Genomic DNA, 26103 nt, shown 5'->3' on the forward strand with positions numbered 1-26103 from the left:
ATGAATTTATCCCAGTACCGGAATAGCTATCGTAAACACTGACCCCTTTCCCTGCTCACTATCCACGTGTATCGTTCCTTTGTGGTTTAATAGGATATTTTGTGTGCTGGTAAGCCCCAGCCCGGTGCCTTTCGCCTTACTGGTATAGAAAGGATCAAATAAACGCGCCAGTTTGTCTTCCGCAATGCCGGAACCGTTATCCCGGATCATCAGTTTCACCTTGTCCTGGCTAAGCGCGGTAGTGATGGTAAGTACACCTTTCCCCGGTACCATTGCCTCAATGGCGTTGATAATAATATTCAGGAATGCAATAACTACTTTTTCCTCGTCTGCATTGATCATTACATCAGGTGCTACCAGGTTCTTTTCCACCCGCATTTCATTTAATTGCAGCCGGTCGTTGGATAGTAACAATGCTTTTTCTATCAGTGCATTGATCCCGTGCGGCTCCACATGCAGCTCAATCATGCGGGTACTGTGCAGCAGTTCTGTGATCAGCTGGTTAATCCGGGTACAGTTACGCTCAATGATATCTGTATACATCAGCGTATCATCATTAGCCACCACCTGCTCTTCTTCCTTAAACTGGCTTACCGCCAGCAGGATGTTAGTCAGCGGATTTCTCACCTCATGGGCAATCACCCTGGCAATGCGACCGGTGATCACAAACTTTTCCTGGTGTTGTTTCTCCTGTTCTTCCCTTTTTTTATCTGTAATGTCCTGGATCACGCAAAGAAATATTTGTGCGGCTTCATCCAGCATTACTGCATTGATCAGCACTACCAGTTTTTTGTTATCTTCAGTTCTGAAATCATATTCCTGTGAATTGGCGGTACCACTGTTACAGATGTTATCCAGGAAATTCTCACTTTGTTCTTTGGAAATAAAAAGATCGCGCAGATGCAGTTTAAGTATTTGTTCCCTGCTGTAGTGAAGGGTTCTTAAGGCTGCGGGATTGGCGTCAATAATATTCCGGTCGCAATCGGCCAGTACTATCAGGTCGTGCGCTTTTTCAAAAATGCCGTAGTATTTTTTTTCACTTTCTTCAATAGACCGGCGATGGTTAAATTCATCGAGCGCATAGCGGATGGACCTCTCCAGCAGGTCGGCCGTCATTTCGCCTTTTACCAGGTAATCATAGGCACCTGCCTGCATGGCTTCCCGGTCAATATTATAATCCCCCTTCCCGGTAAGCATGATTACCGGTGGTTGATGAGGCATTTCGTTTAACCTGCGAAGAATATCTATACCGGTATTTAGTCCCAGCCGGTAATCTACAAGGAGCACATCATGTGTGCTTTCTTCTATAGCCGCTAATCCTTTCTGGTAAGTGGATGCCCATTCCAATAAATATTGCCCGGGTGAAATATCTTGCAGTAATTCAGTTACGAGAAAGAAGTCATCTTCGTCATCGTCTATCATTAGAATGTGTATCGGGCGCTCGTTCATCGTAAGAGATTAGAGAATTTGGCAATTAAAGACAAAAAATTACAGCAATAACGGTGCTAAGCTTTATTAATCAGCGGCTTCATTATTCCTGTTTCTGTGTTTTAACGGCAAAATAACAACAAAGGTGGCGCCCTTCCCCGGGTCGCCATAGGCTTGTATGAAACCGTTGTGACTGTCTACAATTTTTTTACAGATAGCCAGTCCGATACCTGTGCCCGAATATTCACTGATACCATGTAAGCGCTGGAAAATAAGAAATATCCGGTCGGCATAAGCCTGCTCAAAACCAATACCATTGTCCTCAATGCTAATACGGCAATAGCTGTCGTCCCAGCGGCTTTCCTTTACAATCCCCAATTCCTTCCCCAGTAGCAGCTGGTGATGGATATTGATTTTCAGGCGCCTGTCGGGGCTAGCAAATTTAATGGAATTGGCCAGCAGGTTCTGGAACAGCTGATGAAAAGAGGTGTCACTGCCTTCAATTACAGGCAGCTGGTCGTATTTTACCTGTACGTTCTTTTCCTCCAGTGTTACCTCCAGGTCGCTGATCACTTCCTGCAACAGCTTGTTCATGTCTACAGGAGTAATGCTCTCAGGGGTAATACGGCCCGCCCTGGAAAAAACCAGCAGATCATTGATCAGCACCCGCATCCTCGAAACAGCAGATACCATACGGTCTATCAGCTGGATGGCATCCGGCGGCAGCTGCTCCTTATATTTTATCTGCAGCCGGTCGCTGAAGGTAGATATCTTGCGTAACGGCTCCTGCAGGTCGTGCGAAGCCACATAGGCGAATTGTTCCAGCTCCTGGTTGGTTTTGTTCAGCAGGGAAATATTCTGCTGCAGGTCGCGTTGGTACGATTTCATCCTGCTTTCAATATGCAGCTGCAATTTGAATTCCCGGGTTAAGGTGATATAGGAGTAAATACCTATCAGAATGGCTACCAGTGATGAGATGAGGATCATAGGTACCCACATCACGGCAAAGAAATGAAACAGTTCCGATTTTTCCTGTACCAGGCTTTCTTCAATCCGGGTCATATCACGCACCTTTTTATCAATAAGATCCATTGATTTTTCCCCTTCTTTCACTTTTGAAAGCTGTTTTACCTGCGTTGAATTTTCTCCGCCCATTTGCAGTTGCTGGTATTTGATAGCCAGTAACCGGCGAAGCGTATCCAGGTGCTTTTGCTGCGCCGGGTTGTCAGAGGTGATTTTCCGGAGCAGGAGATATTCCCTTTCAATCCTGTTACTGCGTTCCTGCATACTGGGGTCAAGGAAGGAGCTGTCTTTCGTAAGCGTATATCCCCTGATGGCCGCCTCGGCCTCCTTAAGCTGCCGGGTGATCACTTCCAGCCGCTTGGATACCTCAATGGCATGATTCAGCCGGCCGGCATTATCCAGCAGGTTCTTGGCCACCAGGTAAGAAAATACGGAGGCGGCCACGATGACCGTAAATGCGAGGAAAAAACCTAGGCGTATTTTTTTGTGTACCGAAAAATGCATCTGTATGTATAAGATATTGAGAAAGCATTTCAAGTTACTATTTATGTGTGAATTTCAATACTAAAAAGTACCATTTTCCGCGAACGCCTTTCTGAGCAACATATTCCACAGAATGACGGTAAATTCTACAAGCCCTGCGAACACAGCTGGCCAACAATTACTGCAGAGACGGAGCGGTGTTGTAATGCCCTGTGGTAGCGGGTTTTAGAACCAGCTTTTTGTGATAAAAACAGCGCTTCCCGCTAGTGGAATGAACTTTGGATAACTAATAGTAATCTTAACAAGTAAAACTATGAGTTATGAATAACCCGGATAAAAATAAACAGCCCATTCCTGATCCAACGCCCGAAAAACAACAGCCGGGAAAGGAAGACCCACCGCCTGTTCAGCCACCGCCTGACAAGCCGGAAATTGAGCCCATTCCCCGGGAAATACCGGACAGGGATACGCCTCATACACCTGCCAATCCGCAGGCCACCGGGGAACAGGAACAAGCTTTTAAAAAACAATCACCTGATAAACATTAACCATTCTTTCATCTAAAAAATTCTGTTACAATGCCTACCACAAAATCAGCCAGCAATGGCACCGCCAGAAAAACAGGCAGTGAAAAAATGCCGGACTCCAAATTCCATGAACTGTTTATGGATGAATTAAAAGACATCTACTGGGCAGAGAAAAACCTGGTAAAAGCCCTGCCTAAAATGCAGAAAGCCGCTACCTCAGAAGAGTTGAGCACCTGTATTGGGAACCACCTGGAAGAAACAAAGGAACATGTAGCCAGGCTGGAACAGGTGTTTGAATTACTGGGTAAAAAACCCCAGGCAAAGAAATGTGAAGCTATGGAAGGACTGATCGCCGAAGGACAGGAAGTAGTAGCTGATACCGACGAAGATAGCGCCGTGAGAGATGCCGGTATTATCATCGCCTCCCAGAAAATTGAACACTACGAAATATCTGCATACGGCAGCTTACGCACACTTGCCAATGTAATGGGACATTCCCAGGTGGCTAAACTGCTGGAGCAAACACTGAAGGAAGAAAAGAATGCTGACAGCCTGCTCTCAGAGGTAGCTGAATCTACTGTAAACGAGGAAGCTGCAGCCGAGTAGGTTAACGGAGTTTGTATAATTGTTAATGGAAACTGCAAGGTCCCTGTTATATGCAGGGACTTTTTTTAACCCGATGATATGCAAAAAACGAATCCCAAAAAACCGGTAAGACCCGCACGGGAACAATCAGTCCAACCCGGCCTCGAAGAGGCCATGGATCCGGCGCCGGTGTTTAAAAAGAACAGTCCGAAGAAAGGCAAACTGCACAATAAAGTGGCCCTTATCACCGGCGGTGATAGCGGTATCGGCCGGGCCGTAGCGGTTGCTTTTGCTAAAGAAGGTGCAGATGTGGCCATTGCTTATTTTAACGAGCATACAGACGCAGAAACCACCTGCGAGCACATTTCCCTGGCAGGCCGGGAATGTATGCTTATTGCCGGCGATATCAGCAATGAAAAGCATTGTAATGATATCATAAAGCAGGTGATAAAGAAATTTAAGAAGATAGATATACTGGTGAATAATGCGGCAGTTCAATATCCGCAAAAAGGTATCGAAGATATAAGTGCCAGCCAGCTGCACAAAACTTTTGAAACCAATATTTACCCGCATTTTTATCTTACCAAAGCAGCCCTTCCGTATTTACCCAAAGGCAGCAGTATTATTTGCACTACTTCCGTTACCGCTTACCGCGGCAGCAGCCACCTGATAGATTACAGCTCCACCAAGGGCGCTATCGTTTCTTTTGTGAGGTCGTTGTCGGCCTCCCTGTCGGAAAAAGGTATCCGGGTAAATGGGGTGGCGCCGGGCCCTATCTGGACCCCGCTTATACCTGCTACCTTTACTGCAGACGAAGTGGCAAAATTTGGTACGGATGTACCCATGAAACGCACCGGTCAACCCGTGGAAGTAGCCCCCTGTTATGTATTCCTGGCCAGCGACGATGCCAGTTATATTACCGGCCAGATCCTGCATCCCAACGGAGGGGAGATCGTAAATGGTTAATACAGATCAGATAACAGACCCCATAGCCGTAGCCCGCTCTGTAAAGCTGCGGTACGTAAAAGGGAACACTCCGGGCTATACCCGAGTCCGTAAAGGAAAGGATTTTATTTACCTGGACCCCGACGGGAAACAGGTGAAAGATGAAGAGGTGCTGCACCGTATCCGTAGCCTGGTACTGCCGCCTGCCTGGGAAAATGTATGGATCTGCACCTGGGCAAATGGCCATCTGCAGGCCACCGGCACCGATGCAAAAGGACGTAAGCAATACCGCTATCATACCGATTGGGGAAAGGCCCGCAATGAAACCAAATACTACCGCCTCCGGCAGTTCGGAGAAAAACTGCCATACATACGGAAACGGATACACGAAGATTTAAAACACAGCTCGCTGGATAAAAACAAAGTGATCGCCATTGCCTTATCTGTAATGGAGGAAACGCTTATCAGGGTAGGTAACTCCTCCTACGAAAAACTATACGGCTCCCATGGCCTCACCACCCTGCGGGATAAACATGTAAAGATCAACGGCAGCAAAGCCTTTTTCAGATTCCGCGGGAAGAAAGGCGTGGAACATAAAATAGAGCTGCACGATGCCACATTGGCGAAGCTCCTGAAAAAAGTACAGGATATTCCCGGCCAGGTACTATTCCAGTATTATGATGAAAACGGTGAACATAAAGCACTCGACTCCGGCGAAGTAAATGATTATATAAAACAATGCTGCGACGAGCATGAATTTACCTGTAAAGATTTCCGCACCTGGGCAGGTACCGTGAACGCGCTAAACCTGCTGGCAGACCTCACGCCTTACGCATCCATTACGGAATGCCGCCGGAATATTGTAGCGATAATCGACGGTGTGGCGGGCAAACTGGGGAATACCCGCGCCGTCTGCAAAAAATATTACATCCATCCGCAGATACTGAAGGCTTATGAAGCCGGTGAACTGGAGCCATGGCTGCAACAGCTGAGGGCTAAACGCAATAAACCCGCCAGTGGCGGGTTACATGCGGATGAAAAGGTGCTCCTGCAATTTTTGAAGGAAACCTGATTACAGGCCTCAAATGCTATTCAAATATCAGCTGTTCTTCTCTGTCTTCTACCTTTATTTTCTTGATAAACTCGTCAAAACCTGCTTCTTCGTGTGAACTGTAAGCGCCGTAAGCGTCCAGTACATAGCCCTTATTGCCATCCTGGTCTTCCATTACATACAAAACTGAGGAATCAGAAGGGTCTGACTCTCCTTCAAAACGATAGGTTTTAATGATAGTCAGGTCATCCGGGTTATAGATCTTCTGCTCTTCCGTATTCTGCAATCTTCCGTGATCACTCATCTTTAATTCGTGATCAAATCCCTTTTCATGCAGCTTCTCCAATACCCTTGTTAAAGTTGTCATTTCGCCTGGCTTTTCCATAAAAAAAGGTTTTAGTTGAAGATTAGAAAACCAAAAGTTATGCCGCAGTGTTTTAAGATCATGGTACCATTTGTGTTAACTTTTATTTAATACCAAAACTATCATATTATGAGAGCTATATGGTCAGGATCTATAGGATTCGGGTTGGTAAATATCCCGGTGAAATTATTCAGCGCCACCCAGGACAGCCGCCTGGACCTGGACATGCTGGACAGCAAGAACGGGGCGCATATCAAATACCAGCGTATTAATGAAGATACAGGCAAAGAAGTGCCCTGGGAACAGATTGTAAAAGGCTATTTGTATAAAGATGAATATGTTATACTGGAAGAAGAAGATTTTGAAGCTGCCAGCCCAAAGAAAAGTAAGATCATCGAGATAGAATCTTTTGTGGAAGAAACAGAGATCGATGATATCTATTTTGAAAATCCTTATTTCATTGAACCCGCCAAAGGTGGCGAAAAAGCATATGCTTTGCTGCAACAAACACTGGAGAAAACCGGTAAAGCAGGTATCAGCCGCTTTGTACTGCGTTCACAGGAACACCTGGCAGTGATAAGGCCACGGGAAAACTACCTGCTGCTGCAACAGCTCCGCTTTGCAGAGGAGATCCGCCCGGCCACTGATCTTACCCTGCCCACACATGTGAAACTGGCCAAGAAAGAACTGGATATGGCCATAGAACTGGTAAAGCAATACACCACCGAATTTGATATCAGCCAGTATAAAGATGAATACAAAGCAGAACTGCTCAAAATTATAAAAGCAAAAGCCGGCGGTAAGAAACCTGTAGTGAAGAAAATGCGTGTGGTGCATACCAAGAGCGACAACCTGTTTGATCAGCTGAAAGCCAGTCTTGGTGGCAAGCCCGCTGCTAAAAAACGTGCATCATGAGCCTGTCGGAATACAAAAAGAAACGGAACTTCAAAGAAACTACTGAACCCCTCACCGGCGCCCCGGTGGATGGGAAACATATTTTTGTAGTACAGCGCCATCACGCTTCCCGGCTGCACTACGATTTCAGACTGGAAGTAAACGGCGTGCTGAAAAGCTGGGCCATACCCAAAGGCCCCTCCATGAACCCGGCAAACAAAAGACTGGCTATGGAAGTGGAAGATCATCCTTACGATTATAAAGATTTTGAAGGAACCATTCCTGCCGGCAACTACGGCGCAGGTACTGTATACATCTGGGATAAAGGCACATTTGAGCTGATGAACCCCAATGGAAAAAGCTTTGATAAAGAAGCCCTCCGGGAACTGAAATCCGGCGATCTTAAGATTGTAATGAAAGGGAAAAAATTAAAAGGAGAATTTGCACTGGTAAAGATGAAGGGCCGCGAAGAAAATGCCTGGCTGCTGATCAAGCACAAAGACAAATATGCTGTGGATGAATATAACAGTGAAGACTATACGCCGGAACGTATAAAAGCACAGGGTGAAAAAAATAAAGCTGCCGCGAAGGTGGCAAAAAAAAAATCAGCAACCGTAGTGGAAGCAAAGCCGGAAAAGAAGGCCACCCGTAGTGTTCAGCGGATGAAGAAAATATATAAGCCCATGCTCACCACCCTGGTGAGCGAACCATTTGATGATACCAGCTGGCTTTTTGAAACCAAATGGGACGGCTACCGCGCTATTGCCAGCGTGAAAAACCATAAGGCCACACTTTACTCCCGTAATGAAAAACCGTTCAATGATCACTATCCTGCGGTAGTGGCCGCCGTAGAGAAAATTTCGCATAATGTGGTGCTCGACGGAGAGATTATTGTACTGGATAATAAAGGCAGATCACACTTTCAAACCCTGCAGAATTTCCGGTCTACAGGCAAAGGAAAACTGGTATACGTGGTGTTTGACCTCCTCCACCTCGACGGGAATGAACTGCAGCACCTGCCCCTGCTGGAAAGGAAAAGCCTGCTTAAAGATATAGTAGCTGAATTAAATGATAAAACGGTCCGCTTTTCTCCGCATGTTTTAAAGAATGGAAAAAGCTTTTTTGAAAAAGCCCGGCAACAGGGATGGGAAGGTGTCATAGCCAAAAAAGCAGATAGTATATATGAAGAAGGTAGGAGGGGAATGGAGTGGCTGAAGATAAAGATCGTAAATGAACAGGAGGCGCTGATATGCGGCTATACTGCGCCCCGTGGCAGCAGGAAACAGATAGGAGCGCTGGTGCTTGGTATGTATGAAAACAAAAAACTGAAGTATATCGGCCATTGCGGAGGCGGGCTGAATGAGGAAACCATCGGCATGCTGTATAACCGGCTGCAGCCCCTTATCAGCAAAACCTCCCCCTTTTCTGAAAAGGTGGGCACCAATATGCCGGTTACATGGGTAAAGCCCCGGCTGGTATGCCAGGTGAAATTCCAGGAATGGACCGGCGACGGGCACCTGCGGCAACCGGTTTTTCTTGGTCTCCGGGACGATAAGCCGGCTAAAGATGTACATCCTGAAACAGCAAAAAAGATAACCATGGCTACTGTTATTGAAAAAGAACGCACCCTTACGCTCAACGGCAGGAAGGTATTGCTTACCAATCAAACTAAGCTGTACTGGCCGGATGAGCAGATCTCGAAGGGACAGCTGATCGATTACTACCTGTCGGTGGCAAAGTACATGCTGCCTCACCTGAAAGACCGGCCACAGTCGCTGCACCGTTTTCCCAATGGCATCAAAGGCCCCGCTTTTTATCAGAAGGACCTTAACCTGGAACAAACCCCCGCATGGATAAAAAGTGTGCCGCTGCGTGCAGATTCCACCGGTAAGGATGTAGACTACCTGCTGTGTAACAACGAGGCTGCACTGGCCTATATGGTTAACCTCGGTTGCATAGAAATAAATCCCTGGCTATCAAGACTAAACAACCTGGATAAGCCTGATTTCATGATCCTGGATCTTGATCCGGAGAATATTGATTTCAAATACGTGATAGAAACTGCGCTGCATATCAAAGATATGCTGGACAGTTTCAACATCACTTCTTTCTGTAAAACTTCCGGCTCTACCGGTTTGCATATTTATGTGCCTGTGGCAGCTAAATATCCCTATGAGAGCACCCGGCTGTTTGCGGAATATATTGCACGTCATGTTAATGAGGAGTTGCCCCGAAGCACCAGTGTGGTCCGTGCAAAAAGCGCCAGGAATAAAAAAGTATATATCGACTTTTTACAGAACAGCAAAGGACAAACTGTGGCGGCCCCTTACTCTGCCCGCCCCAAACCCGGTGCCACCGTGTCTATGCCGCTTTTATGGAAAGAAGTAAATGAGAAGCTCCGTATCAGCGACTTCAATATTCACAACTCACTGGAACGGTTAAACGAAACCGGCGACTTATGGCACGATATTAAAAGTGTTAAGAATGACTTGCGTAAGGTAATCCGTGAAATAGAAAGCAGTGCGCATGCCTGATCATTTTGTTCATTTAAATACTGATGTTATGGAAAAGCCTTTATCTTCAAAAGCATTACCAGCCTATGGTTTTATTCTTGGAGCAATTTGCATTGTTTTCACCCTTATCTTTTATATAACGAAATTGTATGGCAATTTGTGGATGGGATATTTTGGCAATCTTATCATGTTTCTTGGCGTGCTCATCTCTATTATCCATTATAACCGGGTACATAAAGAAAGAGCTTCTGCCACCTCGTCTTTTACCATGGGATGGCGTACCACGCTGATCGCAACAGCTATATATGCCGTTTTCCTGCTCATCTTTCACCTGGTAGTAGGTGGAAACCCTGCGCATACACTGGTAGAGGAAGATACCGTTAAAGATAATTTCTGGATCTATTTCCTGGGAAATGTATTGTTTGTAAACATCTTTGTTGGAGTAGTAGCAGCCTTGCTTGGAGGTCTTGTTTTTAAAGCTAACCAGAAAACAGATAAACCGAAGAAGCCATAGGAACTATTATCTTTGCATGGCTATGTCAAAAGGCCATATTTTAATAATTGATGATGAAGACCAGCTGCGTAGGCTCTTAAGCCGCCTGCTGGCCCTGGAAGGGTATACGCTTCACGAAGCAGGCAATGTAAGGTCTGCTTTAAAGATCCTGGAAAAAGAAGAAGTACAGGTGATCCTGTCGGATGTGAAACTGCCGGACGGTAATGGCGTGGAACTGGTGCACCAGATACGCGTTAAATACCCCGAAATTGAAACCATTGTGCTTACAGCATATGGTAACATCGCAGATGGTGTGCAGGCTATTAAAAACGGGGCTTTTGATTATATCACCAAGGGAGATGACAATAACCGCATCCTTCCACTGGTGAGCAAAGCAATGGATAAAGCCCGCCTGCAATTCCGCATCCGCGAACTGGAAAAGAAAATAGGCGGTAAATATAACTTCGGCAGTATCCTGGGTGAATCACCTGAAATACAGGCAGCTATTGCATTGGCAGAGAAAGTAGCCCCGTCTGATATGACCGTGTTGTTGCTGGGCGAAACAGGCGCCGGCAAGGAAGTATTTGCACAGGCCATCCACCAGGGAAGCCATCGGCAGCAACAACCCTTTGTAGCGGTTAACTGCAGCGCTTTTGGTAAAGAGATCCTCGAAAGTGAACTGTTCGGACATGTAGCCGGCGCTTTTACAGGTGCTGTAAAAGATAAGAAAGGTTTTTTTGAAGAAGCCCGCGGGGGAACTATCTTCCTGGATGAAATCGGGGAGATGGCTATAGAGCTGCAGGCCAAAATGCTCCGGGTACTGGAAACACAGGAGTTTTATAAAGTAGGGGAAACCAGGCCTACCAAAACAGATGTACGTATTATAGCCGCTACCAACCGGCAACTGGAGCAGGAGATCGCCGCGGGGCATTTCCGGTCCGATCTCTACTATCGGTTATCTGCTTTCCAGATCTCACTGCCTTCCCTGAATGAGCGCCGGAAAGACATACCATTGCTGGCCGGCTGGTTCCTGCAGCAGATTGCCCCTAAAATGAACAAACGCATCAGCGGGATGACACCGGCTTTCCTGCAGGCATTGCAGCAGCACAGCTGGAAGGGAAATATCAGGGAGCTGCGTAATGTTATTGAAAGAGCCGCTATCCTAACGGACACGGATATACTGGATACTCCTGTTCTGCCGTTCGATTTCCAGCAGGGCACCGGGGAAGAAGCATCTTCCCTGAAACTGGCGGATATGGAAAAAGCGCACATTATCCGCGTGCTGGCCCATGCCAAAGGCAATAAAACCCGGGCCGCTGAATTAATGGGTATTGGCCTTACTACCCTCTACAATAAGATCAAAGAATATAATATCAGCGCATCATAACAGCCAGCCCAATAACAGGCACGCCAGTACGATAAAGGGAGAGGGCACCCTGGTAAGGCAAAGCAATGCCAGCGTACAGGCCATGATCAGCAGGTTATACCAGTTAACCGGTATCACAAAGAAGAGAATAAAGGTGGCTGCCCACATAATCCCCACCACCACCGCGTTAATCCCTTCCAGGGCGCGGTATATCACCACATATCTTTTCAGGTTGTTCCAGATCGGGAAGAAAAATAATACCAGCAACAAACTGGGCAGGAAAATGGCTATGGGGGCTATCATACAGCCCAGGAACTGGTAACCCATGCCCAGGTTGCGCATTGCCATACCACCCACATAGGCGGATATCGAAAACGTAGGGCCTGGAAGCGCCCGCATAATACCTGCCCCGGTAAGTAGCTCCTCCGCTGTAAGATACTGGGATTTGGCGCGGGTTACATACTGTTCCAGCATCATAGCAATCAGGATATCGCCACCGCCGAAAACCAGGCTGCCGAAACGGTAAAAGTTTTCAAAGAGATTAAACGGGCGCCTGGTGATCCATTCATGCGTTCGGGCTACCTCCGACAGGAACCCCGCCAGGATGAACAACGACACAAATAGCCAGATATTTCCCCATTGAATTTTACGGGGCTTTTCCGCTACGCCGGGAATACGTTTGTTACTGAAGTTGGAAACAATGCCACCCAGTATGATCAGCGCCGGGAAAGTCCAGGGCGATTTCAGGTAAAAGGCGGTGAACATGGATACCACCATGATCACAAAAGTGGCCATACTGGTAATGCTGATCCGGAAAGCGCGGATACCGCCGTAAGCCAGGAAGCCTACCGCCATCGGCTGTACGTACTTAAAGATATCGGTATGCAGCGCATTTTTGCCGAAATACTGCAACAGGAAGCTCAGGGAGCCCATGATCAAACAGGCAGGGGAGATCCATATCAGCAGGGTAATAATGGCCAGTATGGCGCCGCCGCGCTTATAGCCTATTAAGGTAAGGGTTTGGGAAGAAGAAGCGCCGGGAAGCAGCTGGCAGAAAGCGTTATATTCCATCAGCTCCTGCTCCGTTACATCTTTCCGTTGCTGTACGAATGTTTTCATCATCATAGCCAGGTGGCCCTGCGGGCCTCCGTAGGCGGTGATGCTATGTAATAGCACGGCTTTAAGAAAAGGTATATGACGTAGAAGCACTGTTTATTTTAGTGTATGCTGATTGGACAGGTTATAAGGTAATCAAATATCCGGACAAAATACAACGGCGTTGCCAATATTGGTAGTTCTCCAAATAATAAAGGCACAATACTTGTAATATCGGTGTTTATTATAACGAATATGGCCTTTTGTCCGTTGTATCAGTTTGTCAGACAGGTTAATTTCCCACCAACATGTTAAATGTTCGGATCTAAAAGTATAACCATATCAGGGAAGAACCATTAAAGAAGAGACTTGCTTATACGCAGGATATTTATAAAGTCCCGGTAAAATCTCTTTACCGGGACTTTATTATGCTTAGCCTTATTTTTTTAAGCCTATTTCACGTAAACGCTCATCCAGATATTCTCCTGCCGTGATGGGCTCATATGCCAGCGCGTTGTTGGCAGTAACGCAGCTCTCCAGGCAATCCAGCTTCATATTGGATTTAGGATGCAGGAAAAAAGGGATCGAATACCGGGAAGTGTTCCACATTTCGCGGGGAGGGTTCACCACCCTGTGTGTTGTGGATTTTAAACGGTTATTGGTTAACCGCTGCAGCATATCTCCCACATTCACTACAATCTGCTCCGGAAGGGAGGTAACCGGTACCCAGTTATTTTGTTTATCCAGGATCTGGAGCCCGTCGGCCGAAGCGCCCACCAGTAAAGTGATGAGGTTGATATCTTCATGCTGCTCCGCACGGATAGCCGATTTAGGCTCCTGTGTGATAGGCGGGTAGTGGATGGCTCTCAGGATGGAGTTACCGTTATGGATCTTATCATCAAAATAGGTTTCATCCAGCCCCAGGAACAGCGCGATAGCCTGTAACAGGTATTTACCGGATTTTTCAAACCCGCGGTATGCTTTAAAGAAGGTAGGGGTAAACTCCGGCACTTCTTCCACCTGCACGTTGGCAGGGTATTCCGAGCCGATGGGGTCATTATCTTCCACCGTTTGGCCAAACTGGAAAAACTCCTTTAGATCAGGCGCTTCATAACCTTTGGCATGTTCTTTCCCGAAAGACGTGTAGCCACGTTGCCCGGCCAGTTCCGGAATTTCATAGCGGTGTTTGGTATCGGCAGGCAGCTTGAAAAATTGCTGTACGTATTTGTAGAGGTCCGCAATCAGTTCATCAGGGATCCCATGATTCTTTACCGCTACAAAACCAACTTCTTCGTAAGCTTTACCTAACTGCTGCACAAAGGCTGCTTTTCGTCCTGCATCTCCGGAAGTGAAGTCTGCCAGGTCCACTGAGGGGATAGAGTGGGTAGTTGCCATATTTGAATATTGTTTTGGAGCGATAAAGGTAGGGAAAAATAGCTCATCTGAAGTAGCCGGCCTCTTTATCGCTGATATCCACCATTGCGTAGCGGTCTACTTTATTGATGAGCATTTCATCCATAATATCCACTACATTCTTATAGTTGGATGCTTTGCCGGCCTTGATAAGCACCATCAGTTCGTTTTTATGGAAATCCTGGTATACGGCCGCTTTCTTTTGGATGATCACATCGCGGATACCGTTACGGTTGGCGTAGCTGCTGTAATGTACCTGTGGCGGTGTGGCGGGATCGTCGCCAATACCTTCATACCAGGCGATACGGTCGTTGGGCCCCAGGATCACTGTGAGCGCTTTTCTGGCAGGCAACGACATGGGATCCCCTTCATCTTTCGGCATAACGAGGTCCATTGTTTTGGGCTTGGCCATTGTAGTGGTAAGCATGAAAAAGGTGATGAGCAGGAACCCCAGGTCTACCATAGGTGTCATATCAACACGTGTAGATTTCTTATTGCTGCGGGTACCTCTTTTATCCCCTTGGGGGGCGGTGTTCATTTCAGCCATATATAACGGTTTTGGGTAAACGAAATTGGTTGAAAGCGCTTTCGTTGTTAAAGATGCGGGGAAAGGATAATTCCATAAATGCGGGAGTTGGGCGCCTTCGGCGCTTTTACGCGGATGTTGTCTGGCTCAGGATTAGGATGATTTCAATGATTTATTTTTTTGAGTTTTGGGAGATGAAAGCGGATGTTGTCAGGCTCAGGATTAGGATGATTTCAATGATTTTGTATTTTGAATTTTTTGTGAGGAGATGTAGGCGGGATATGGATCTTATTGCAAAGGATCTTTTAATGACTGGGAGATAGAAGCGGGTATTGATCCCGCTTTTCGCCAATATTGGATTAAAAATACTTCGGGGAGATAAAAGCGCATACCGCTTCTATCTCCCCGAATTTAAAAATTGCTATAATCCAATATCTGTTTCTATAACCCAAAACTCAAAAATAAAATCATCTTAATCATCCTAATCCTGAGTCAGACAACATCCGCGGTGTGCATGAATTAAAATTCCGCACTCTTTGGTGTCCGCGGGAAGGCGATTACATCGCGGATGTTGGTCATACCAGTTACGAACAGCATCAGGCGTTCGAAGCCCAGGCCAAAGCCGGCATGCGGCGCTGTGCCGAAACGGCGGGTATCCAGGTACCAGCTCAGTTCATCTACGGGTACATGCATTTCTTCCATGCGTTTTACCAGTTTATCGTAGTTCTCTTCACGCTGTGAACCGCCTACCATTTCACCGATGCCGGGAAACAGGATATCCATTGCCCGTACGGTTTTATTGTCGTCGTTGAGCTTCATGTAAAACGACTTGATCTCTTTAGGATAATCGGTTAAGATCACCGGTTTCTTAAAGTGTTTTTCCACCAGGTAACGTTCATGCTCGCTTTGCAGGTCGGAGCCCCAGCCTTCGATCAGGTACTGGAACTTCTTGTTCTTATTATGTTTGCTGTTTTGCAGGATGTCGATGGCTTCCGTATAGGTGATGCGTACAAACTCGTTGTGCAGCACAAATTCCAGTTTTTCGATCAGTCCCATTTCACTGCGTTCCTGCTGTGGCTTTTGTTTTTCCTCTTCCGCAAGGCGGTTGGCCAGGAAGTCGAGGTCGTTCCGGTTGTTATCAAGTACATAACCGATCACAGACTTGATAAATGCTTCGGCCAGGTCCATGTTGTCTTCCAGTTCATAGAAGGCCATTTCTGGCTCAATCATCCAGAACTCTGCCAGGTGGCGGGCGGTGTTGGAGTTTTCAGCACGGAAGGTAGGGCCAAAAGTGTAGATATCACCAAAGGCCATGGCGCCCAGTTCTCCTTCCAGTTGTCCGGAAACGGTAAGGTTGGTGGATTTACCAAAGAAATCCTCGCTGTAATCAATATCGCCGTTTTCAGTGAGTGGCGGCTTTTTCATGTCCAGCGTGGTTACACGGAACATTTCGCCTGCTCCTTCTGCGTCGGAGGCGGTGATAATAGGCGTATGCAGGTATACGAACCCGCGTTCGTTAAAGAAGCGGTGTACCGCAAAGGCCAATGCATGACGCACACGGAAGATAGCCCCGAAAGTATTGGTACGGAAACGCAGGTGTGCTATTTCACGCAGGTACTCCAGGCTGGGCTTGTTTTTCAGCTGTAATGGGTATTTCTCCGGATCGCAGTCGCCCAGTATCTCCAGGGTAGCCGCCTTCAGTTCTACTTTCTGTCCTTTACCCAGGGAGGGAATAATTTCACCGGTGGCGCTGATAGCCGCGCCGGTAGTGATGCGCTTTACCAGCGCAGCATCCATATTTTCGGTATCGATTACTACTTGCAAATTATTATTGGTGGAGCCATCGTTCAAAGCTATAAACTGATTGTTGCGGAATGACCGCACCCAACCCTTAACTGTAACTTCGTAATGCGTCTTGTCGTCCGACAAGATTTGCTTGACTTTCACCCTTTGGCTCATAATATATATATTTTTAGGATTGCAAAAATAAGTGGAAAACTTCATAGTAGGTAGTCTGGATGCCGGCCTTTTTCGGGGGCATGATAGCCAAGAAAATGTTAAAAATAGGCGGCTAAACAAGCGCCACCCCAGTATGAGCAAGGGTTTGAAGCTGCGGTCAATAGCCGGGTACAGCAGGATGAAAAGCCTTTTTTAAAGCAGCTTTGGGGCATTTTGCACTTAAATATTTTTGGATAATAGTAAAACTTGTTTTAATCTTGCGGTATATTCTGCCTGATTAAGTTCATTTTCCATCTTCATCAGCAGTTCCTAAACTCAATCATTCCCTATCAAATTTAATAAGCTAATTAAATTTATTGACTCAAAAACAATTATTTGTAATTGGTGTATGTTGGTATGCAGTGGTACCCGCCTCACAACACTTCTAAAATTTGACAACACAGATGATGTACGACATCTTACAACTGAACGACATGCTCGTTCCTGAGCTGCTTGATATTGCAGAGAAACTGGACGTTCCCAACGCAAAAAAACTGAACAAACAGGACCTCATCTACAAAATTCTTGATAAACAAGCTGTATTAGCCTCAGAAGATAATCAAGCCAACGGAGACGAAAAGAAAGCACGTAAACGCAAACCTGTAAAGAAAGACGAAGCTAACCACGCTGCTGAAGAACCTGCTCACGCTGAAGAAAAACCTGCTGCAAAGAAACCCGCAGCAAAGAAAGCCACCGGCACTAAATCAAAAGATCACGAGGAAGAGGCCAAACCAGCCACTTCAGCAAAACCTAAAATAAAAGATTTTGAGATAGACCTGGATAGTATTCCTTCCCTTACTTTCGATGATGATGATGATATCATTATCCCTTCTTTTACAGAAGACGAAGATGAGCCGGAAGAGGAAGAAGTGGTAGTTATACCTCCTGCAGAAGACGAGCTGGAAGAAGAAGAGGATGATTTCGTAGTGCCCGGTGAGATCCCGGTTGCGCCTGCAGCACAGAAGAACCGCTTCCCTAACAAGAAAGAACCCGTTTTCAATATAGAATTTGATGGCGTTATCGTAAGTGAAGGCGTACTGGAAATGATGCCGGATGGCTATGGTTTCCTTCGCTCTTCAGATTATAACTACCTCAGCTCCCCGGATGATATTTATGTATCCCCGTCGCAGATCAAACTTTTTGGTCTTAAAACCGGCGATACCGTGAAAGGCTCTGTACGCCCGCCTAAAGAAGGAGAGAAGTACTTTGCCCTGCTGAAAGTGGAAACAATTAACAACAAATCGCCGGAAGAAGTACGCGACCGTGTACCTTTCGATTACCTGACACCGTTGTTCCCTTTCGAAAAACTGAAATTAACCACCACTTCCAATAACTACTCCACGCGTATCATGGATATGTTTACGCCTATAGGTAAAGGACAACGCGGACTGATTGTAGCGCAGCCTAAAGTAGGTAAAACCATGTTGCTGAAGGAAGTAGCCAATGCTATCGCTACCAACCATCCTGAAATTTACCTGATGGTGGTACTGATCGATGAACGTCCGGAAGAGGTAACTGATATGGAACGTAGCGTAAAGGCGGAAGTAATCGCCTCTACCTTCGATGAACCGGCTGAAAAGCATGTGAAAGTATCCGCCATCGCGCTGCAAAAAGCGAAACGCCTGGTAGAATGCGGTCATGATGTAGTGATCCTCCTGGATTCCATCACCCGTTTAGCCAGGGCGCATAATACCGTGGCTCCTGCTTCCGGTAAGGTATTGAGCGGTGGTGTGGAAGCCAACGCCATGCAGAAACCCAAACAGTTCTTTGGTGCGGCACGTAAAATAGAACATGGTGGCTCACTGACCATCCTGGCTACCGCATTGATCGATACCGGTTCTAAAATGGACGAGGTGATCTTTGAAGAATTTAAAGGTACCGGTAACATGGAACTGTTGCTGGATCGTAAACTGGCAAACAAACGTATCTTCCCGGCCATCGATGTTTCTGCATCCTCTACCCGTCGTGATGACCTGTTGCTGGATAAAGATTCCCTGAAACGTATCCACATCCTTCGTAACCACCTGGGTGATATGAATACGGATGAGTCTATGCACTTCATGCTGCAACATATGCGCGGTACTAAAAACAATGAAGAATTCCTGATCTCCATGAATAGCTAGGAACAGGTAATACTATAAAATAAAAACCCCGTTACGGATTCGTAACGGGGTTTTTATTTTATAAGATGTTATTGTTTCTTCTGTTGCCCGGGTGCAAACGGCTTAGCCGATTTGGTGCCGTAAATCTTTTTCTGTTGCCCCGGCGGTAACCCATGTGGATTGCCACTTCGGTGCGTGGTTACACAGCCACTGAAAATTATGGCGGCTGCAAAAAGCGACAGTACTGGTTTCAGATTTCGCATGACAGGTTAATTTTTGTGAAGTTATCACTATAAATGCAAAAATCCCGCCACAGTACTACTGTAGCGGGATATCCAATCTATCTAACCTTATAACTGTCTTACATAAAACATCCTGTGATATCTTAGAATATCCAGTTTACTCCCAGGGAGAATTCTTTCGGGAAGTTAAAATCGAAGCTGCTTACGTTGTTTTTAACACCGGTTGCTTCAGTTTTATGTTGGTCATAAGCATAGCTCAAACCACCGAAAGCGCCTTCCAGCATGAAATGTTTAGTTACGAAGTAAGTGATACCAGGAAGTACGTTTACAGAAAAACCGTTGTAAGTATCGGTTTTAACATCTGCAACTTTTTTCTGTCCGAAATGGTAACCTGCATTTGCTTCAGCGAAGAATGCAAATTTGCTTTCGCCAATCATGTGGTAGTTACGAACAAAGATACCAGGAGTGATATCGTAAGTTTTGGTTTTAACATCAGCCGTGTTCTTATCAAAGCCGAAGGAGGTTTTTGCAAATACACCCACTACCCAGTTAGGGTTCAGTGCCATACCTACTTTAGGGCTAACGCCAAAACGGGTTTTGGTGTCTTTGTCGTCTGCGTCTTTTACTTTGTTTGAGGTAGTAGAAACATTCAGATTACCGCCTAAGATTACATCGCCTTTCGAAAACTGAGCCTTTGCTACTTGTGTGCCAAACAGTGCTACTGCGGCCATTACAATCAACTTTTTCATCTGTCGTTAAATTTAAATATTCATTAAAACTATTCCTGTGTTATTGGTTCTTCTACATACGTTCTAGCAATCCTTGCTGATGTTTGGTCGATATCGTAAACCATTGAAAAAAATGGTTAATACTTGCTTTTCACGATCCATGAAGCATTTCAGCGCTTCGCGATCATATGGATCAAAACCTGCTGCCTGCCACTTGCACCATATTACCCATAAGCCGAATAATACATTTACAAGCAGCTGTGCTGTGAGCTCTGTATCCGTGTCTTTATTGAGCTCCCCGCTGCTTACCCCTTTTGAAATGGTAGCGGAAAGGAAGGAAATTTCTACCTGCTGCAATAACTCAATCGTTTGCCGCATCCGGCTGGATGGAACATCCTTTATCCATTCGTTTACACCAAACAGAAAATGATACTCCAGCAACATCTTTTCCTTCAGCGCCAGGTAGCGGTTTACTATATCCGAGGTACATGGCGCCTCTTCCACATATGCCGACATGTCTATAAAACAATCGGCTATCATACGCTCTACCACCGCCACATAGATGGATTCTTTATCGGAAAAATAATAATACAAAGAGCCTTTTGAAATTTCCAGGTCCCTGGCTATTTCCTCCATGGTAGTTTTAGTTAACCCAAACCGCTTGAAGCGTTTTAACGCCGCCTCCAGAATCATCGTTCGTTTCAGGTCCTGTTCTGCCATGGTGTTGTTACAAGCAAAACTGACTGTTTGACTATTTCGTTTTGCGGGTCAAATGTACAACCAAAAGTAAAAACACCAAATTTTTTTGTTAAGAAATTGTTACGTACTCTTCGCGCAACCTGTTAAAACGGAAGTAAAGACACGGAAATGGGTACACGTTCACAAAAACGTTGGCAAATTGTTAACTGAATCGAAAACATCTCCCTGGAAAAATCGAAAATATAAAATTACCGCTCATGGATACACGAAAATGTGCTAATGGGGATGCGTCATTTTGTGTAATAAATCGCGTTGCCGCTTTTCGCTGATATCCAGTGTAGTACCGCTTTTCAGCAATACTTTGCCGGAAGGCCCGTCTAACCGGCTGATGTTGGACAACTGTATCATCTGGTTATTATTGATCTGGTAAAATTGAAGAGAGGCAAACAGATCAGCATAGTAACGGAACGATTGTGCTGCCGTGATCAGCTCACCAGAGTTTAACATAAACAGGCAGTTATCGCCCTTTATCTCCAGGTATTCAATAGCCGGGATCTTAATTGTATGCTGATCTCCGTTAATAGCGGGGATCAGCAGCTGCCAGGCCACAGGCTTACTGTTATTGAAATTTTCCAGCAACACCCGGTAACGGTCTTTACTGCCACCGGTGTTAATCCGTTCTGTTATCAGCGCCACTGCCTGCAGCAGGCTTTCTTTATCAATAGGTTTTAGTATCAGCTCTACATCACTGAAACGGATCACATGAAGGAACTTTTTTTCAAATGCGGTAACGAATACCGCTTCAAAAGGAATATCCGGCAAGGTGCCGGCCAGTACATCAAAACCGGTACCATCGGGCATTTCAAGGTCAAGAAATACCAATTCGGGGCGATGTGCCTTTATTTTTTCTATGCCATCCGCACAATCGGAGGCCATATCGGCAATGGTAATTTCAGGACAGTATTTACCAAGCATCAGGGCAATGATATCCCGGCTGTTTCTTTCATCATCTATTATAATAGCCTTTATCATAAAAAGTAACATTAACGGATACACAGTTCTGACTTATAACTGGGGGATCAGTATCTTCACTATTGTGCCGCTGCTGGATTCATCTTCAGAGGATCTGTCAATAATTTCTATATGGATTTCTGTATTATACATTTTGTTCAGCAACTCAGCCCGGTTCTGGCTTATTTCCATGCCAGACGACTGGTGATGCTTTGGCAGCATCCGCAGCGACTTTGAACGGGCAATACCAATTCCGTTATCTGCTATCACACACTCCAGCATATCTGAAGCCACCTGGTTAAAATAAATGGAAAGCTTACCTGTAGGCTGTTGGGGGTTCGTCATGCCATGCTTTACAGCATTTTCAACATAAGGTTGCAACAGCATCGCGGGGATTTCCAGTTCGGCAGTGGCTATCACGGGGTCTACCACTATTTCATACTCCATCCGGTTTTCAAACCGCATCTTTTCCAGCCCAAGATAAGTATTCAGATAGGTAATTTCATCTGCCAGGGATATAAAATTACGCCGGGAGAAGTCCAGCGTTTTACGGATCAGGTAGGAAAAGTCGGAAAGATATTTCTGCGCATACTCGTAATCCCGCTGCATTACAAACAGTTGGATCGAATTCAGACAGTTGAATATAAAATGAGGATTGATCTGCGCACGGATGGCCTTCAGCTCAATTTCAGTCAGTTTCTTATCATACTCTGTTTCCAGTTGCTTTTTCCGCTGCTCTTCCAGCTCCTGCTTTTTGCGCAGGATCTCAGTGGTTTGTTCCTTTACCAGTTCCTCCAGTTGCTCATTCAGCTTCCGCTGCAGCTCCTTGTTTTTATTCAGCTGTTTGATCAGCAGCTCCTGTGTGCGTGTTCTTTCCAGGTGCACCAGTTTATTGCGATAGCTTAATCCAGCCAGGAAAAACATAGCCTGCAGCAGCACGCCGCCTATCAGCAGGATAGTGGGAGCAGCCAGTTCACCCAGGGCGCTGAGCAGCCCCAGTGGCCGCACATGCATCAGGAAGGAGCCCAGGCAGGCAAGGTATAAACATACCGATCCATACAGGAAGAACCGCACCAGCGGATGATGGCGGGAGCGCCGTGCCAGCGCCACAAATACCGCCAGCAGGGGCACCAGCGTTACAAAATATACATAGCTGTATATAATGGTAGGCATCTGGTACTGGCCTATCCTGATAAAATACAAACATAAAATAATCAGTCCGCCCACAATAGCGGCTACCCAGGTAAAGGCCCTTTCCATAAAGGGATACCTTTCTGTAAGATTCAGGAAGGCATTGCCAAATAAAAGGTACATCAGGTAAAAACAAAACAGCAGGCCGGGAATATCCCAGTAATATTTCAGCATTGGCCAGCGGTGGAAAAAAGACAACTGGTAGGGCTTGTCTTCCAGCCGCAGGGCAAAGAAGAGGATCAGTCCCAGGATATAAACTGCAAAGTAGATATACGACTTATCGGGCAGCTGGATATAATTGATAACGGAAATACTGAAGAATACCAGGAGCATGCCCAGCAGTACCTGGATCACTACCGCTTCTTTGCGAAAGCCGTTCAGCTGGTAATCCCGGAAAGCGCTGTAGGCTTCGGTGCTGAAAAGCGCCGGCATCAGGGGGCCTTCGTTGTATGATTTGTTAACAACGTGCAGGTAAAAGGTGCGTATTCCGCCGGCCGGCACCTGTACTGCAAAGGCGTAGTGGGCCCATCTTTCCACGCCTCCGTCGTCCAGCATTAAACCTGTTTGCATCAGCTGCCTGGGCTTGTCGCCCGGCGATTGGGAGTACCAGTACATATAGTCGTGCCAGCCGGAAAAAAGGTGGCACGACAGCGACTTATTGCTTTGGTTTTTTATGGTAAGCCGTAACCAGCAATTATTTACCCGCCCGTTATTTTTGGGATTATTATGAAAGATGTTTTCCTGCCGGGTAAAAGGCATGGCTGCAGCCTGCTCTGGCGTCAGGTGCTGCTGATCAGCTGTCAGCACGTATATAAAAGGCCTGAGATCCAGGTTCGCAGGAGCGAAAGCGGTATCGGCTATCAGTGTGTCTACTGGGGTATGATCAACGTTGGCAAAGGATCCTGCAGTGTAACAATACAACAGCAGCATTAGAATAATGCGCTTCACAAAGTGTAATATGAGTTTGGTTATAGCAATTTGTCAATAGCTTTTGCCATTGCTTCATCCTTAGCGGTGATGATATCACCGGCATCGTGTGTGCACAGGAATATTTCCACTTTATTATAAATGTTGCTCCAGTTGGGATGATGGTCCATTTTTTCTGCAATCAGTGCAACTTTGGTCATAAATGCAAATGCATCCCGAAAGTCTTTGAATTCAAAAGCCCGGTAAAGCTGTTTGTTTCTTTCTTCCCACATAAAAATCAGGAATTTAAAAGTAAAACATCGGGGTCTGTCATGGAATCTGGTCAAAAATATTATCGCTGATGCGTAGTGCCCGTTCTAAAAAATAAGGTTCATCTTATTTTTGATATCTCTGATATCAAGTAAAGATACTAATTGTACAAGCGGAACAAGGCGTAATTCTTCTAATAATTTTTTTACATCGCCAGGTTGATAGTAATCGCCCTTTACCATCCACAGGAAATTGATCTGTTTCAGCTCGGGGAGAAGGAATTCTGCCTGGCAACGGTTATTATAAAGGTAGTGCGCTACCGAGTTGGTTGGTTCGTGAAAATCAAATACAGGGAAATGAAACGATCTTGTTTTCTTCGACAGGGTGATCTCCAGGTTATTATTTACCCGGAAGTTGGTGTGCAGCTGCCGGTTTATATGCCAGCACAATTGATAATCCCGCGCGGTGGACGCAATGCCTATTATGTAGGAACTGTCGAAGAAGTCCTCTGCCAATTGGTCGTTGTCCAGTTTGAGCTTGAGTATTGTCATATAGAAAAAGAGTGCTTCACCCTGTCTGAAATATTTTATGCTTTCTTTTTACCGGCCTTCTTCAGAGGCTTTGAAGGTTGTCCCGGATCCCAAAATACGGCTTTAAAATTTTCTATCTTATCTTCTTTTACTACTATGCCTTCCTGCTCCAGTAATTCCTGCATGAGGGTAGGAGTAGCGAAATGACTCCGTCCGCTTAGCTCGCCTTTGCTGTTTACCACGCGGTGTGCAGGAACCGCCGGCTTGGCGCTGCCGGCTGCATTCATTGCCCAGCCTACCATACGGCCGGTAAGTTTTAAACCGGACGCGTCGGCAATGGCGCCATAGGAGGTAACGCGGCCCCGTGGTATGGTACGTGCAATCTTAAAAACCGTTTCAAAAAAAGAAACAGGCTCATTGGCCTTCTTTTCCTTCTTCGCTTCTACGGGCAAGGAGTGCTGATCTTTCGGGTTCGGGTACTTTTTCATAATCAAAAGGACAGTGCTTACAGCCGTTGCCACAACAGAAGCCCCGGTTAAGGTGAAACTTTTCTGTGAATACCATATAGCCCTGGGCATTATAGTAAAAGTCAATCTTCTCCACCAACGGTTGCTTCATCAGAAGGCAGTTTAATGCTTTGCCAGTTCAGCGGGGCGGCAGGCAATTTAAATTTAAGATAGCGGATCGTTCTGCCATCTGCCAGGTGCATTCCTTCATAAAAGGTCTGGATCTTCAGCAATGGCGGTACTTCCGGCAAGGCGTATACGTCCGGGATATCCTCTATCAGTGTACATCCTGCTGCTGTAATCACCTCCTGTGTGAAGGCATACAGCTGCGGTGAATCTGTTTTCAGGTTAATGGTAGCCCCCGGCGCCAGCAATGGCTGAAACAGCTGCAGGAACCTGGGATGCGTTAATCTTTTCTTTGACCTGGAATTACGCAGGAACGGGTCTGGGAAAGTGATCCAGATGTCCTTTATTTCTCCCGGTGCAAAATAATTATTAAGCTTATCTATTTGTGTGCGTAGGAAAGCGGCGTTTGGAAGCGGTTCTTCCAGGGCGGTTTTGGCGCCTCTCCAGATACGGTTGCCTTTGAGATCCACGCCTATAAAGTTCTGTTCGGGGAACAGCCGGGCCATGCCCAGTGTATAGTCTCCCTTACCACAGGCCAGTTCTAATGTAACAGGGTGGCTGTTTTTGAAGAATTCATTCCATTTTCCCTGCATACCTTCCGGGTATATCAATACATTGGGGAAGGTTTCGATTTCAGCAAATCGTTGTAGTTTTTTTTGTCCCATTTGCGGCAAAAATAGGGCGATTTTTTGAATGGGGGAGGGATAAAGGGAACCGGTGTTCCTGTGGGATATATCAAAACGGGAGTTTCTGCCTGATAACCCATATTTATATTATAAAGGACCATAATATAAAATAAAAAGCCCGTAAGCATAATAACTTACGAGCTCTTTAAACCAATTAAGCTGTAGGAGGAGGAGTCGAACCTCCACGGGGCAGTTAGCTATAGCACAAGTAAGATTAGTGGTCAACCCAATTATACTACGTTTATCCTGTGATCCCCACCCCCGAGACAAGAGGGCATGTCTGCCAATTTCATCATCCCACAATGTGTTCAAACCGTTACCAGCTATTGCTTTTCGTTAGCCGTTTTCGTAATGATTATGATGCAAATCTAAAGAGAAGGTGACTTTCTTGCAAATTTTTTA

Annotated in this window: 27 protein-coding genes; 10 read left to right on the plus strand and 17 right to left on the minus strand. The window is 45.9% G+C overall.

All coding sequences use genetic code 11. The annotated features are described in order from the left end of the window. Positions 1-6: 6 nt before the first annotated feature. A complete protein-coding gene (locus FN124_RS10950; protein ID WP_142684760.1) occupies positions 7-1449 on the minus strand; it encodes a hybrid sensor histidine kinase/response regulator in 1443 nt (480 codons plus the stop codon). 66 nt (positions 1450-1515) lie between these two features. After that, positions 1516-2955 carry a sensor histidine kinase gene (locus tag FN124_RS10955; protein ID WP_142684761.1) on the minus strand — a complete coding sequence of 480 codons (1440 nt, stop codon included), beginning with the start codon at positions 2953-2955 and terminating at the stop codon, positions 1516-1518. A 299-nt stretch (positions 2956-3254) separates the two neighbouring features. Between FN124_RS10955 and FN124_RS10960 the strand changes: the two genes are divergently transcribed. From FN124_RS10960 to FN124_RS10975, 4 genes are all read left to right on the plus strand, one after another. Further along, positions 3255-3482: a hypothetical protein gene (locus tag FN124_RS10960; RefSeq protein ID WP_142684762.1), complete on the plus strand. Its 228-nt coding sequence runs from the start codon at positions 3255-3257 to the stop codon at positions 3480-3482. 30 nt (positions 3483-3512) lie between these two features. Then, complete coding sequence (locus FN124_RS10965; RefSeq protein WP_142684763.1) at positions 3513-4067, plus strand: YciE/YciF ferroxidase family protein; 555 nt, start codon at positions 3513-3515, stop codon at positions 4065-4067. 78 nt (positions 4068-4145) lie between these two features. Then, entirely contained in the window at positions 4146-5012 is an 867-nt protein-coding gene (locus tag FN124_RS10970) for an SDR family oxidoreductase (protein WP_142684764.1), read from the plus strand. Next, positions 5005-6063, plus strand: coding sequence for a DNA topoisomerase IB (locus tag FN124_RS10975; protein WP_142684765.1), 1059 nt, complete (start codon positions 5005-5007; stop codon positions 6061-6063). The genes FN124_RS10970 and FN124_RS10975 overlap by 8 nt, the downstream gene beginning before the upstream one ends. A 16-nt stretch (positions 6064-6079) precedes the next feature. Here the strand turns inward: FN124_RS10975 and FN124_RS10980 are convergent, their stop codons facing one another. Then, positions 6080-6427, minus strand: coding sequence for a hypothetical protein (locus FN124_RS10980; protein ID WP_142684766.1), 348 nt, complete (start codon positions 6425-6427; stop codon positions 6080-6082). Between the two features lie 108 nt (positions 6428-6535). On the opposite strand from FN124_RS10980, the gene ku reads away from it, so the two are divergent. The 4 genes from ku to FN124_RS11000 are packed head-to-tail and all read left to right on the plus strand — an operon-like array spanning position 6536 to position 11693. Continuing rightward, complete coding sequence (gene ku / locus FN124_RS10985; protein WP_142684767.1) at positions 6536-7321, plus strand: non-homologous end joining protein Ku; 786 nt, start codon at positions 6536-6538, stop codon at positions 7319-7321. Continuing rightward, positions 7318-9834 (plus strand): DNA ligase D, encoded by a 2517-nt coding sequence (gene ligD / locus FN124_RS10990; protein ID WP_142684768.1) that lies wholly within the window; start codon positions 7318-7320, stop codon positions 9832-9834. The genes ku and ligD overlap by 4 nt, the downstream gene beginning before the upstream one ends. A gap of 28 nt (positions 9835-9862) precedes the next feature. After that, positions 9863-10327, plus strand: coding sequence for a DUF4199 domain-containing protein (locus tag FN124_RS10995; protein ID WP_142684769.1), 465 nt, complete (start codon positions 9863-9865; stop codon positions 10325-10327). 16 nt (positions 10328-10343) lie between these two features. Continuing rightward, complete coding sequence (locus FN124_RS11000) at positions 10344-11693, plus strand: sigma-54-dependent transcriptional regulator (RefSeq protein WP_312847219.1); 1350 nt, start codon at positions 10344-10346, stop codon at positions 11691-11693. Here the strand turns inward: FN124_RS11000 and chrA are convergent. The 3 genes from chrA to FN124_RS11015 form a co-directional block, all read right to left on the minus strand. Continuing rightward, on the minus strand, positions 11688-12881 hold the full coding sequence (gene chrA / locus FN124_RS11005) for a chromate efflux transporter (RefSeq protein ID WP_142684770.1): 1194 nt from the start codon (positions 12879-12881) through the stop codon (positions 11688-11690). The two genes, FN124_RS11000 and chrA, sit on opposite strands and share 6 nt — an antisense overlap. A gap of 324 nt (positions 12882-13205) precedes the next feature. Beyond that, entirely contained in the window at positions 13206-14162 is a 957-nt protein-coding gene (locus tag FN124_RS11010) for an isopenicillin N synthase family dioxygenase (protein ID WP_142684771.1), read from the minus strand. Positions 14163-14205: 43 nt separating this feature from the next. Continuing rightward, entirely contained in the window at positions 14206-14727 is a 522-nt protein-coding gene (locus tag FN124_RS11015; RefSeq protein WP_142684772.1) for an ExbD/TolR family protein, read from the minus strand. Between the two features lie 29 nt (positions 14728-14756). Between FN124_RS11015 and FN124_RS11020 the strand changes: the two genes are divergently transcribed. Further along, the gene (locus tag FN124_RS11020) at positions 14757-15029 is read left to right on the plus strand and encodes a hypothetical protein (protein WP_142684773.1); all 273 of its coding nucleotides are present in this window, start codon (positions 14757-14759) and stop codon (positions 15027-15029) included. Positions 15030-15225: 196 nt separating this feature from the next. Here the strand turns inward: FN124_RS11020 and asnS are convergent, their stop codons facing one another. Further along, on the minus strand, positions 15226-16665 hold the full coding sequence (asnS, locus tag FN124_RS11025) for an asparagine--tRNA ligase (RefSeq protein WP_185937161.1): 1440 nt from the start codon (positions 16663-16665) through the stop codon (positions 15226-15228). A gap of 446 nt (positions 16666-17111) precedes the next feature. Here asnS and rho point away from each other — a divergent pair, with 446 nt between their 5' ends. Continuing rightward, positions 17112-18827: a transcription termination factor Rho gene (rho, locus tag FN124_RS11030; RefSeq protein WP_142685536.1), complete on the plus strand. Its 1716-nt coding sequence runs from the start codon at positions 17112-17114 to the stop codon at positions 18825-18827. A 68-nt stretch (positions 18828-18895) separates the two neighbouring features. On the opposite strand, the gene FN124_RS11035 is transcribed toward rho, so the two are convergent. From FN124_RS11035 to trmB, 10 genes are all read right to left on the minus strand, one after another. Further along, entirely contained in the window at positions 18896-19069 is a 174-nt protein-coding gene (locus FN124_RS11035; RefSeq protein WP_209856581.1) for a quinol oxidase subunit 4, read from the minus strand. Between the two features lie 122 nt (positions 19070-19191). Beyond that, the gene (locus FN124_RS11040; RefSeq protein WP_142684774.1) at positions 19192-19797 is read right to left on the minus strand and encodes an outer membrane beta-barrel protein; all 606 of its coding nucleotides are present in this window, start codon (positions 19795-19797) and stop codon (positions 19192-19194) included. A gap of 63 nt (positions 19798-19860) precedes the next feature. Next, positions 19861-20496 (minus strand): TetR/AcrR family transcriptional regulator, encoded by a 636-nt coding sequence (locus FN124_RS11045; protein ID WP_142684775.1) that lies wholly within the window; start codon positions 20494-20496, stop codon positions 19861-19863. A 255-nt stretch (positions 20497-20751) separates the two neighbouring features. Further along, positions 20752-21507 carry a LytR/AlgR family response regulator transcription factor gene (locus FN124_RS11050; protein ID WP_185937162.1) on the minus strand — a complete coding sequence of 252 codons (756 nt, stop codon included), beginning with the start codon at positions 21505-21507 and terminating at the stop codon, positions 20752-20754. Positions 21508-21540: 33 nt separating this feature from the next. Continuing rightward, positions 21541-23625: a histidine kinase gene (locus FN124_RS11055; protein WP_142684777.1), complete on the minus strand. Its 2085-nt coding sequence runs from the start codon at positions 23623-23625 to the stop codon at positions 21541-21543. A 20-nt stretch (positions 23626-23645) separates the two neighbouring features. Then, positions 23646-23876: a 4a-hydroxytetrahydrobiopterin dehydratase gene (locus tag FN124_RS11060; RefSeq protein ID WP_142684778.1), complete on the minus strand. Its 231-nt coding sequence runs from the start codon at positions 23874-23876 to the stop codon at positions 23646-23648. An 84-nt stretch (positions 23877-23960) separates the two neighbouring features. Next, the gene (locus tag FN124_RS11065; protein ID WP_142684779.1) at positions 23961-24404 is read right to left on the minus strand and encodes an IPExxxVDY family protein; all 444 of its coding nucleotides are present in this window, start codon (positions 24402-24404) and stop codon (positions 23961-23963) included. A gap of 35 nt (positions 24405-24439) precedes the next feature. Beyond that, positions 24440-24871 carry an MGMT family protein gene (locus FN124_RS11070; protein ID WP_142684780.1) on the minus strand — a complete coding sequence of 144 codons (432 nt, stop codon included), beginning with the start codon at positions 24869-24871 and terminating at the stop codon, positions 24440-24442. After that, a complete protein-coding gene (locus FN124_RS11075) occupies positions 24798-25001 on the minus strand; it encodes a C1orf53 family protein (protein ID WP_142684781.1) in 204 nt (67 codons plus the stop codon). The genes FN124_RS11070 and FN124_RS11075 overlap by 74 nt, the downstream gene beginning before the upstream one ends. Continuing rightward, a complete protein-coding gene (gene trmB / locus FN124_RS11080; protein ID WP_142684782.1) occupies positions 24973-25680 on the minus strand; it encodes a tRNA (guanosine(46)-N7)-methyltransferase TrmB in 708 nt (235 codons plus the stop codon). The genes FN124_RS11075 and trmB overlap by 29 nt, the downstream gene beginning before the upstream one ends. Between the last annotated feature and the right edge of the window lie 423 nt (positions 25681-26103).

This window comes from Chitinophaga polysaccharea (assembly GCF_902150045.1).
GTDB lineage: Bacteria > Bacteroidota > Bacteroidia > Chitinophagales > Chitinophagaceae > Chitinophaga > Chitinophaga polysaccharea_A.

Coding starts and splice junctions, on each gene's coding strand:
- FN124_RS10950 (WP_142684760.1), bottom strand. CDS start 1,449: ATGAACGAGCGCCCGATACACATTCTAATGATAGACGATGACGAAGAT.
- FN124_RS10955 (WP_142684761.1), bottom strand. CDS start 2,955: ATGCATTTTTCGGTACACAAAAAAATACGCCTAGGTTTTTTCCTCGCA.
- FN124_RS10960 (WP_142684762.1), top strand. CDS start 3,255: ATGAATAACCCGGATAAAAATAAACAGCCCATTCCTGATCCAACGCCC.
- FN124_RS10965 (WP_142684763.1), top strand. CDS start 3,513: ATGCCTACCACAAAATCAGCCAGCAATGGCACCGCCAGAAAAACAGGC.
- FN124_RS10970 (WP_142684764.1), top strand. CDS start 4,146: ATGCAAAAAACGAATCCCAAAAAACCGGTAAGACCCGCACGGGAACAA.
- FN124_RS10975 (WP_142684765.1), top strand. CDS start 5,005: ATGGTTAATACAGATCAGATAACAGACCCCATAGCCGTAGCCCGCTCT.
- FN124_RS10980 (WP_142684766.1), bottom strand. CDS start 6,427: ATGGAAAAGCCAGGCGAAATGACAACTTTAACAAGGGTATTGGAGAAG.
- ku (WP_142684767.1), top strand. CDS start 6,536: ATGAGAGCTATATGGTCAGGATCTATAGGATTCGGGTTGGTAAATATC.
- ligD (WP_142684768.1), top strand. CDS start 7,318: ATGAGCCTGTCGGAATACAAAAAGAAACGGAACTTCAAAGAAACTACT.
- FN124_RS10995 (WP_142684769.1), top strand. CDS start 9,863: ATGGAAAAGCCTTTATCTTCAAAAGCATTACCAGCCTATGGTTTTATT.
- FN124_RS11000 (WP_312847219.1), top strand. CDS start 10,344: ATGGCTATGTCAAAAGGCCATATTTTAATAATTGATGATGAAGACCAG.
- FN124_RS11010 (WP_142684771.1), bottom strand. CDS start 14,162: ATGGCAACTACCCACTCTATCCCCTCAGTGGACCTGGCAGACTTCACT.
- FN124_RS11015 (WP_142684772.1), bottom strand. CDS start 14,727: ATGGCTGAAATGAACACCGCCCCCCAAGGGGATAAAAGAGGTACCCGC.
- asnS (WP_185937161.1), bottom strand. CDS start 16,665: ATGAGCCAAAGGGTGAAAGTCAAGCAAATCTTGTCGGACGACAAGACG.
- rho (WP_142685536.1), top strand. CDS start 17,112: ATGTACGACATCTTACAACTGAACGACATGCTCGTTCCTGAGCTGCTT.
- FN124_RS11035 (WP_209856581.1), bottom strand. CDS start 19,069: ATGCGAAATCTGAAACCAGTACTGTCGCTTTTTGCAGCCGCCATAATT.
- FN124_RS11040 (WP_142684774.1), bottom strand. CDS start 19,797: ATGAAAAAGTTGATTGTAATGGCCGCAGTAGCACTGTTTGGCACACAA.
- FN124_RS11045 (WP_142684775.1), bottom strand. CDS start 20,496: ATGGCAGAACAGGACCTGAAACGAACGATGATTCTGGAGGCGGCGTTA.
- FN124_RS11050 (WP_185937162.1), bottom strand. CDS start 21,507: ATGATAAAGGCTATTATAATAGATGATGAAAGAAACAGCCGGGATATC.
- FN124_RS11060 (WP_142684778.1), bottom strand. CDS start 23,876: ATGTGGGAAGAAAGAAACAAACAGCTTTACCGGGCTTTTGAATTCAAA.
- FN124_RS11065 (WP_142684779.1), bottom strand. CDS start 24,404: ATGACAATACTCAAGCTCAAACTGGACAACGACCAATTGGCAGAGGAC.
- FN124_RS11070 (WP_142684780.1), bottom strand. CDS start 24,871: ATGAAAAAGTACCCGAACCCGAAAGATCAGCACTCCTTGCCCGTAGAA.
- FN124_RS11075 (WP_142684781.1), bottom strand. CDS start 25,001: ATGAAGCAACCGTTGGTGGAGAAGATTGACTTTTACTATAATGCCCAG.
- trmB (WP_142684782.1), bottom strand. CDS start 25,680: ATGGGACAAAAAAAACTACAACGATTTGCTGAAATCGAAACCTTCCCC.